This is a genomic window from Streptomyces sp. NPDC056224 (assembly GCF_042267665.1).
Classification (GTDB): domain Bacteria; phylum Actinomycetota; class Actinomycetes; order Streptomycetales; family Streptomycetaceae; genus Streptomyces.
Genome location: NZ_JBHJTK010000086.1, coordinates 1 through 9,978 on the forward strand (window position 1 = coordinate 1; position 9,978 = coordinate 9,978).

Below are 9,978 nucleotides of genomic sequence, written 5' to 3' on the forward strand. Positions count from 1 at the left end.
GGGGCCCGTGAAGGTGAAACGGCGGCCGTCGCGCAGCCGCGGGCCGCAGCCGGCTCCGTGGTGGGCAACCGCACGGTGCACGAGATGGTGCACGAGAGGGATCGCGACTTCCTGGTGCTTGTCGAGGGGGAGCGGTTGTGGCGGTTCGACGACGCTCCCCCGGAGGAGGTCTTCCAGAACGGCGTTCGCGCCGCGGACCCCGACAGCGCCACCGAGCTGTGGTTCTGGGCAATGACCACGACGGAGCGGGCCCAGTTCGTCGCCACCACACGCAATTTCGACCTGTGGTTCCGCAACAAGCGATACCGCTACGAGATCCACTCCTGGCGCAACTCCGAACCCAGAGGCATAAACCTCGATATCACCATCCTGAAGCAAAAGGCGAGCTCTCGACATCACCTCCCCAGTACGTGGAGGAACACTTACGACGAATCAGAGATCACTTTCACCGGCTCCATTGATCCGCAGGCGTTCATGAGCGTCTATGACAGCCGCGGGAACCGTACAGGTACCTGGAACCCGGGCACCCGCGAGGTCGATTGGCGTCCGGGGCAGCTCCAGTCGCGGGACAATCCGGACCGCCGAGTCGAGCCGGGCGCGGCTGACGAGCAGCCCGGCCAGGTCCCCGTGGTGGTTGATGCGGCACCGGCGGCGCAGGACCCCGGCGCCTTGGACGACGTCGGTGCGGACGTGCCGGGTCTGTCGTCCGGTGAGCTGGACGGGTTGGACAGTTTGTTCAGGCCGGACGACGTCGGTGCGGACGTGTCGGATCTGTCGTCCCTTGAGCTGGACGGGTTGGACGGGTTGATCGGGCTGGAGGGCGTGAATCTGGAAGTCTCGGATCTGTCGTCCGGTGAGTCATGGCTGTCGTCGACCGAAGTGGATTCGATGTGGGATGGGTATTCCGAATCGGGCGAGGGGGAAATTCCCTCATCCGATGGCGTGAGGCGGGTTTCCGGCCTTGAGTCGGGGCCGGGGGAAGGCCTTGGCGCTTCCGACTCCTCGCTGAGCGATGAGTCCGACGCAGGTGAGCGGGAGGGGACGGATACAGCGCTCCGCGACGGCAGGGCCCTGCCGGGGTTCGGGCGGGGCCGGATGCCTGCCGGGGACTCCGTCGTGGATCCGGCCAGTGGGACCAGCCGCTGGGATGGCTCGGACGACGGTGCGGACGCGGACGTCTCGGACCTGTCGTCCGACGAGTCGGACTTCTGGTCGGACGAGGAATCCCCATCCGGTGATCCGTACGAGGCGGACCAGCCGGACACGGCACTCCACGGCCGCACGATCGCGACCGGCCGGGGGCAGAGCCCGGTACATGCCGGGGAGTCGGGTGCCGAGTCCGACGCATCCCGGGCGCCGTCGGCAGAACACGTTTCCCCCGCGCTTGATTCGGCCGTCGCTTCATCCGCCGATTCCGATCCCGACGGTCCTGCCGGGCCGGGTGAGGCCGATGAGCGCTCTTCGGGACAGCCCGAGGGCCAGGGCCACGCCGCGACCGAGGGCAATGAGGATAGTGCTGAGGCCACCCTTGAGGCCGGCAAGCAGCGAAACACGTCGGCCCGCATCGAGCCGGAACTCGATACGCACCGGCCGCCGCGCATCGACCGTTCCATGGCGCCGCCGTTCCCGCAGGAGGGGCCGGTGCCGTTCAGCGACGGCAGCCGGCTGCCCGAGTACCTGACCGCCGGATACGGCCACGGCGGGACCGCGGGGCGCAGTTACGGCTTCAGCCAGGTCACCCTGCGCGGTGCCGACCGCGTCGTACGGGAGATCGACGACCGGCTGGGCGCGGCCCGGGGCGGCACCGGCGCCACCCCCGGCCTGGAGGAGGCGCTGGAGGACCTGCGGCGCGCGCTCGGCGCCACCCCGCAGGTTTTCCATGGCGACGGGTACGAATCCCCCGCCTTCGGCCACGGCCTGGGCCACGTGCTCAGAGTGACGACGCGGCCCTACGGGGCCTGGGAGCGGTTCGCCGATACCCAGGGTGAACCCACCGTGCTGCAGGTGGAGCAGGCGAGCAGGGTCACCACGGGTGCCACCAAGGGGGTGTCCAGCGGTACGCAGCTGTCGGTGGGCGTATCCCTCTGGCCGGGTGCGGCAGCACTGTCCGGGCGCATCGGCGCGTCGGCCGGTGTCACCCGCGCGCAGCAGTACGCCATGCGCGACCGGAGCACGTCCAGGCTGGAGCAGTACTCGACGGACGGGGCGCACCTGCACCTGGACGACGTGTGGTACGAGGTCTCCGTCAGTGGTCCGTCGCGGCTCGGCAGCGCCGACGGCGGGCGGAACAGGAGCGCCACGCACGAGGACACGTTCGGCTTCGCCGTGCGGCACGGGCTGACGGTGCGGCTGCCGGACAGCTTCACGACACCCGGAGAACCGGGCCGGGTGCCGAGCAAGATCGAATTGGGGCCGCAGTCCGACTACCGGCTGGTGCACACCGAGGGCTACGGACCCCTCAAGCGCCTGCGGGAACTCGTCCTGGAGCAGCTGGCGGCCGATGGAGCCCCGGACAAGGCCGCACGCGAACAGATCGCCGGGTTCTTCAGCTCGGAGAACTTCCACCGCCTCGCGGACCGGCTCGCCCGGGGCCCCGTGGCGACGGGTCTGTTGTCGGCGGACGACGGGTCGCCGCTCGGGACGATCATCGTGGAGAGGGTCGTACCCGGCGAGGCCGTGTTGCTCACCGAGAGCACAGCCGTCGAGTTCCGCAACACCATCCAGCACACCGTCACGAACGAACGCGTCGCCTCCAGGACGTCCAGCAGGGACCTCGGTGTCGGCGTCGGCCGGTACTTCGAGGTGGACAGTCCGGCCTGGGGCCCGATCGTGGCCGGCATCGGTGGCGGTCTCAGCCGCAGTACCACGGAGGGCACCGTCTTCGGAGGCTCGGGAAGCCGTAAGACGATGGGCAGGGTCAAGGAAGTGCCGACGGCCCTGTACCGGGTCTCCAAGACGGTGACCGTGCGCTGGACCGGTGCGCCCGAGCTCCTCAGCGTCGAGACCTGGAGCCTCGACCGGATGACGCACACCGAGGCACGCCGCCTCGCGGGCTGGGACGACGGCACGACCCTGCGGGCGAGGAACGAGAACGCGCCCTACGCACCGCTGTACCTGACCCCTGACCGCCCTGCGATGCTGGGCATGAGCAGGGTCGAAAGCTTCACCTACGCCGACGGCGACCTGACGCGGGGCCCGGACGGGCGGCACGGCTTGCTCGATACCTTCACGGACGCGGTGCTCCAGGCGGCGGCTGTCCGCCATCCCGGCCTGTTCGTCCCGCTGGGCGAGTCCGGAACCCCGAGCAGTCCCGCCTGGCGGGACGCGCAGCACTACAACCTGGCGCTGCAGAACACCCTGACGGTCATGAACGTGCTGTCCCACCACAGCGTGGCCGGCAGCCTGGAGGCGCTCACCAGGACCGGGATCACCATCGACCTGACGACCAGGCCGGGCGTCTTGCACCGCCCCCACCTGTCCCTGCACATCCGCGGTGAACTGACGGGACGCCGCTACGAGGGCACCCAGAACGACTTCACCGTGAGGGCCGCCGCTCCCGGCACGATACGACTCGACGGCTCGCACGGGGCGACGCGCGCCATCGGTGCGGGGATCGACGCGAGCGCCCGGGGGGCCTTTACGAAGACGTCCCGGCACGCGGTCACCGTTTCCGCAGGCCCCCGGTGGGAGCGCGCCGAAGGCCGCGGCGGCGACCACGGTTCAACCGTCTCGTACGAGGACCTGGCCGCCGGCTCGACATCATCCCACCTGTTCGGCTACGACCTGGAATTCACCGCGCGGATCGACGGGTTCTCGCGCTACCGCAGCGGAGCGAGGGCCGTCTCCCTGGGTGTACTCGGCATGCCGGCCTTCCTCCGGGACGAGGGGGATGCCGCTCTCGCGTCGATCCGGGGCCGGGTCCTGCTCTCCGTGCCGGACGAGCACACCCCCGCCACCGATCCGCATGCGGACGGGGCAGGCAGCCCGGCGCCCGTCGTGGAACCACTCGACACGGCTGAGGCACGTGCACTGGTGACCGGCGAGCCGCCCGCCGACGACAACCTGTCGACCGCCTCCGAGAGCCGCGGGCACAGCGTGTCCGGCGACGATGGCCTCTGGCAGGACGTGTTCGGCAGCCACCCCTACCAGACGCTCAGCGTCGGCGCGCACCCCGAACTGAACCGCGCGGCCGAAGAGCTGATGGCGGAGTTGTCCAGCGACTCCTGGCGCTTCGCCAGGACCGGCGCCCTGCCGCACGACGCCCTGATGCGGCAATTCCAGCCGCAGTTCCTCACCGCCGGCTTCGACCAGGCGTCCGCCTCCGCCGGCTCCCGGCTGCTGCTGAGAACCCAGGGCGGGCTGCGCGGCCAGGACGCCACCGTGGTGCACCGGATGCGCGTCGTCGATCCGGTCGTGGTGTCCAAGCCCGTCACGATCGCGACCGAACAGTCGATCTCCATGGATCTGCAGGCTGGGGGGGCGGCCGGCACCACCCGCTCCTCCGCCTGGTCCCTCGGGGTCACCGGCGCCTACACGCTGACGAGAGACAACGGGACGGTGCTCAGCACCGCCTACGGCCTGTCCTACAGCCGGGGCAGCTCCCTCACCACGGCCACCGCCGTAACACGAACGGTCACCTTCGAGGTCGGCCAGGGGGACGGCGGCCACCACGTCCTGATCGCGGGCGGCACCCGGCGTGAACTCGCCGGCTCGCTGCGCCCGGCCCGCGCCCTCGGCTCGCTGCTGGGCCCCTGGCGCCAGAACGGCTTCGCCGGCAGACGGCTCACGGTCGCCCAGGACTGGCTGGGGCACGTGCCGGAGAAGGCCGCGCATGAACTCGGCCTCATCCAGGACGGGCTGGGGCAGGTGCCGCGCTTCACCGCCAAGCCGTGGACGTTGCCGAAGTGGCTGCACGACCACCCCTTCGGCTCGTACGCCGCCAACGCGCTGGACACCGGCAACGTGCTGACCGCCTTCACGCGGGAACTGCGGAGCCAGGGCGTCACCCTCGACCAGACGGGCCTTGAGCGGCTGCGCGACCTGGTCTCTCCGCGCGCCCTGCGCGCCCTGCGCGAGCACATGACCTCCACCGGCGCGGCCACTCGCACCCGTGTCAGCCACCGGAGCCTGGCAGGCCTACGCATCGGCAGTGATCTCGTCTCCCTGCGGGTGGAACTCATCGCCGGCCCATCGGAGCTGGACCGCCTCGACCACGGACTCGCCGTGTGGGACACCCGGGTCGCCACCGTGAGCGAGACCGCGCAGACGTCGGCCGAGACCTCCCGCACGGCCGGCTGGGGCATCACCCGGAGCGTGGGAACCATCGACTCGGCCGTGACCCCTCGCCCCGGCGATCTCACAGCCGTACGCGCTGGTCTGAGCGGGCGCATCGGCAGGGGGGACCAGCTGTCCTCCAGCCGGTCCCGTACGCGCCAGCGGGTGGAGGTCTTCATCGCGTCCGAGCCGCACGCCGAATACCTCACCGGGTACGAACTGCGCCTCACGCTCGACCGCGGAGACGGTCGGCCCCTCACCTCACAGGGCCCGATCGGCTTGCTGCGCGAACAGATGCCGCTCAGCCTGACGGTCCCCGACGCCCGCTCCGCCGCGGAGGGCGATCCCCTCGGCACGCCCACGCTGGACACACTCCCGCGGTCGGTCAGGCTGCGGGCGCCCGGAGACGTTTCCGCCCAGGACATCGACGCCTGGCGTTCCGTCACACGGCCCGACGGCACCAGAGCACCCTTCGAGCCGCCCGCCCAGGGTTTCCAGGTCCGCCGCATCAGCGGGCTGGAGAACCTCAGGCAGGCCGGTGAGCTGGCCATCGCCGTCGCGTACGGCACCCGCGTCGACGCCGCGCCGGACCGCGCGCGCGAGCTGACCGGGCGCGCTCTGAGCGCGGCGCTGGACAAGGCCCGCGACTCGGCCCTGACCCGGCCCGGCACGGCTGCGGGCCTGGCGTTGGACGAGGCCATCAGCGACGCCTCGCTTGCCCCGTGCTTCCCGGAAAGCGGCACTCGGGACGGCTACCGCGTCCTGGGCCTGAACGATCACACGTCTGTGAACTGGGCCCACGGTCAGTACCGGCTCTACTCCCAACCAGACTTCTCCCGGGCCACCCTGCTGACGGTGTTTCCCGCCAGCGCCATGATCACCGGCGAAGGGGACGCCACCAGCGCCGGCACGGCGCTCTCGCACACCGCGAGCCGGGGTGCCTCGGCCACCGTGCAGGCGGTCCTCTCCGCAGGCCAGGCCGGTTCGGCGGTCCCGACTCTCTCCATTGGCACCGCCTCCGGCGAGGACGAGGGGCGTGCCCTGTCGGCCGCGCAGAGTGCCGCGACCAGCACCGAGCGCGGCGGCCGCCACTTCCTGTTCGCCGTCCCCACCGCCTGGCTGGGCATCGCCGAGGTGACGCGCTGGCTGGCGTTCGGCCGGGTCCGGCCCCTTCCTCAGGGTGCCCACGCGGATACCGTGCTCGAAGTGCTCGTGAGTGAGGACGTCGCCCGGGACCTGGGTCTCGTCGACGAGCGGAACCTCCCGCCCGTGGTCCAGGATGCCTGGACGCAGGTCACCACGGCGGGCGACGCCTGGGCCGCCGCGGACAGCGTGTACTGGCAGACGCGCCGAGGCATGGCCGAACTCCGGGAGAACTCCCAGGAGCCGGGCAGCGGTGAGTTGCTGGAGACACTGAGACTGCGCGCCGAGGACGCGGCCGGCGAGTACCACCGCGTGCGGGCGGCGGCCGACCGGCTCACCCGCTGGCACCGGCTCCCCGCCGAAGCACAACGGCCGGGTGAGCCGGAGACGCGCGCGGGCCTCGCCGAACCGCCGGCCGTGGTGTTCACCGCGGCGGACAGCGCCCCGGACGCCGAGCACCCGGTGTACGTCGTCCAGGAGGGCGCACCCGGCGAACCGGATGTGCTCACCTCGCCGGAATCGCCGGAATCGCCGCAGGGCGGCCAGTCGTACACGCTGTACGACGTTCCCTTCGACGGCGACGGCTTCTACCACGCCCTCGCCGAAGGGCTGCACCACGCCGACCCGCAGGGGCTCGGCACCCGCGTGGACGTGACCGACCGGCGGGAGACCGTCCGCGGTCTGCGTCGTCTGCTCGCCGACGAACTGAGCCACCATGACGACCTGGTGGAATTCACCTCGCCCGACACCAGGGACAGGTTCAGCAACGACGAGCTGGATGCCAACGGGATCACCTTCTTGAGCCGGCCCGAGCAGCGTGAGTTCGCCGACTCCGGCCACATACCGCTGCACGCCGAGCTACCGGAGAAGCAGCGTGCCGATCTGGCCCGGGAGCAGTTGCTACGCGAGGGTGATGCGGACCGCGACACGGGATGGGACCACGGCGCGGCGGACTTGCTGCCCGCGCTGGCCGCCCGTGCTTTCGGCATACGGGTCACGGTGGTCGGCGCGGACGGGCGGTTCCAGGACTTCCTGCCCCTGTCCTCCGAGGCCGCAGAGCCTGCCGAGGGCCGGCTGCCGCACGTCGTGATGCAGTTGAAGGACCGGCACTACCGGTCGGCCCTGCCCTCCGCCGACGCCCGGCGGCAGCCCCCGCTTCCCACCCCGGCCGAGGCGGTGCGGGACCGCGAGACGCCGGCCGGCGGGCCGGCGCGCCCCGCTTACACCACGGCGCCGTGGGCGGTTGGTTCCGGCGCCTGGCACACGGCCCGCGTCGGGGAGAGGACGCGACTGATCGGACCGGACGGCGCCGCCCGTACCCTTGTCGAGCCGACCGGTGACGGCACGGGCTTCTGGTCGGCCGTAGGCGCCGGGCTGAACCGGGCGGAGGTCACCGAGGGCGCCTTGGTCACGGGCCGGCCACTGCCCGAAGGGGCGCGGCTGGACCGTGGAACGCCGTTCACGGATGGGGAACTGGCTCAGGCCGGGCTCTCCGAGGAGACGATCCGCTTCGCGCGTCGGCAGCGGGCCGACGGCACGCTTCCGCAGGACCTGGAGCTCACCGGGCGGCAGGAAAGGGCCCTCATCCGCAGGCAGTTGCTTACCTCCCGTGGCTGGAGCGAGGCGACGGAGCGGGTGGCCGTCGCGCAGGTGGCGGCTTCCTGCGGCGTGCGGGTGACCGTGGTCGGTGAGGACGGCACCTTCGGCACCATCCGTCCCTCGGACGAGGCGGCGGACACGCCGGAACTGGTCCTGTACCGCAGGGGCAGGGAATATCTCCTGGCCGAGCCGCTGGCGGACAGCGAACGGGCCACGGAGCCCAGGAACGGAGTCGACCCGCAACCGTTGGGGACCGGCACCGAGGTGCTGGGGTCGGGCCAGGTGCGTAGCGACCGGTGGATTCCGTTCGGTTCGCGTCGGCCTGGGGTGAAGGTGCGGTATTTGCTGGACCGGCTTCCGGTGGGGCCGGGGGATGGTTCGGTGGCTGACCTGCTGGGTGTTGGTGTTGCGGAGGTGGAGGGGTATCGGGTTGGTCGGGGGCGGCCGTCGGAGGGCGTCGGTGTGCGGATCGACGTGGTGTGGGGGTTGCTGCGGGAAGGGCGTACCGGTGTGACCTCGGCCGATGTGGATGATGTCGTGAACGCCGGGGGTGCTGTGTCCGGCCCCGCGGCCGGCGTCGGGGTGTCGGGTCGGGCCGGGGGGATGTCCGAGGTGGCGCCCGCTGTGGACTACCGCAGGGGCACGGTGGACCCGGAGGCGGGCATGGGCGAGGGCATGGAGGGTCTGGACGCGGAGGATTGGGCGGGGGTGTGGTCGGCGCTGGAGTCGGATTCTGCCTCGGAGTCCGGGGTGGAGCCGGTGGCGTGGGATGAAGTGGGCGCGGACCTGGATGCGGATGAGTTGGAGTTCGTGTCCGAGGCCGTGGGTGAGGACCCGGACGTGGAGTCGGGGGTGGAGTTGTCGAGGGGTGAGGGAGCCGGTGGCGTGGAGGGGGCGTTGTCTTCGGGGGGTGTCTCCGTTGTGGGTGCTTCCTTTGTGGATGACGGCGGTTCTCGGGGCTCGTTCGTTGCCGGTGGTGGTCGTGGTGAGGCGGATGCGGATGTAGTGGCGGCGCGTGGGGCGAAGCGTCGTCGGCTGGATGGCGGTGGGCGGCCGGTGGTGGAGGCGGCGGCTGCCGTGCAGGCCGCGGGTCCTGCCAGGTTGCTTCTTCAGTTGAAGTTGGAGCGGGTGCGGGACGCTCTGGGGTCGGTCGATGGTGTGGACCCGGTCGAGAGGCTGGCCGAGGTGGTGCAGATCCCCGCAGGCCGGGTGCGGGGCATGGTGGGCGGCGTGAAGCAGACCGGCGTGACCGGGGAGGACCGCGAACGGATCGATGCGGCCTTCGGCCTGCTCAACGAGGGTGCGGCGCTGACCGCGGAGGCGGTGGACGAGCGTGTCCGTGCCCGCTGGACTCCTCTCCAGGCCACGATGGTGTATCTGATGGAGCAGGCGGGAGTACCCGGCAGAACAGCCGAGGGAGTGCGGTTGTCCGACCTGCTCCATGGCCTGCGTCAGGACGCATCGGTCTATAGGTACCGATGGGGCGCGATCACGCCGACCATGAAGGTCGGTGACAGGATCAATGCGCTCAAGCGTCTGTTCGAGGCGGGAGAACACGGGGTGACCCCCGCTCGGGTGGACGCCGAGGTCACCCGGTATCGCGACGAGCAGGGGGTGGACTTCGCGGGCAAGCTGGCCTATCTGCGGGGGAAGCTGGGGGGAACGCGGGCTCTGGTTGGCGCGATCAAAGCCTCAGACGCAACGCTCAACATCTCAGGTAGGTCGGTGCCCAGTTATGTGGACCCGGACTATGACGCGAACCCGCCGATGGACGTCAGTGAACGGGTGGACGAGCTGTATGTGTTGTACCGGGAACTGGACGACGTGGCTGAGAAGGCCGGGCTTCCCACGGGCGGCACGCTGAGCCCGGTCCAGGTCAAGACAGGCTGTCTGCGGGAAAGTCTGGGGGAAGGAGAGCTGCCCCGATTGCTGGAGGTAACCGCGCAGGAGGTTTCGTCCATC

General features: G+C 71.0%; 1 protein-coding gene. It reads left to right on the forward strand.

What is annotated here, in order from left to right; all coding sequences use genetic code 11:
* Positions 1 to 84 precede the first annotated feature (84 nt).
* Positions 85 to 9,978 (forward strand): hypothetical protein (locus ACFCZ1_RS38045; RefSeq protein WP_376682855.1); only part of this gene is annotated, 9,894 nt, incomplete at its 3' end.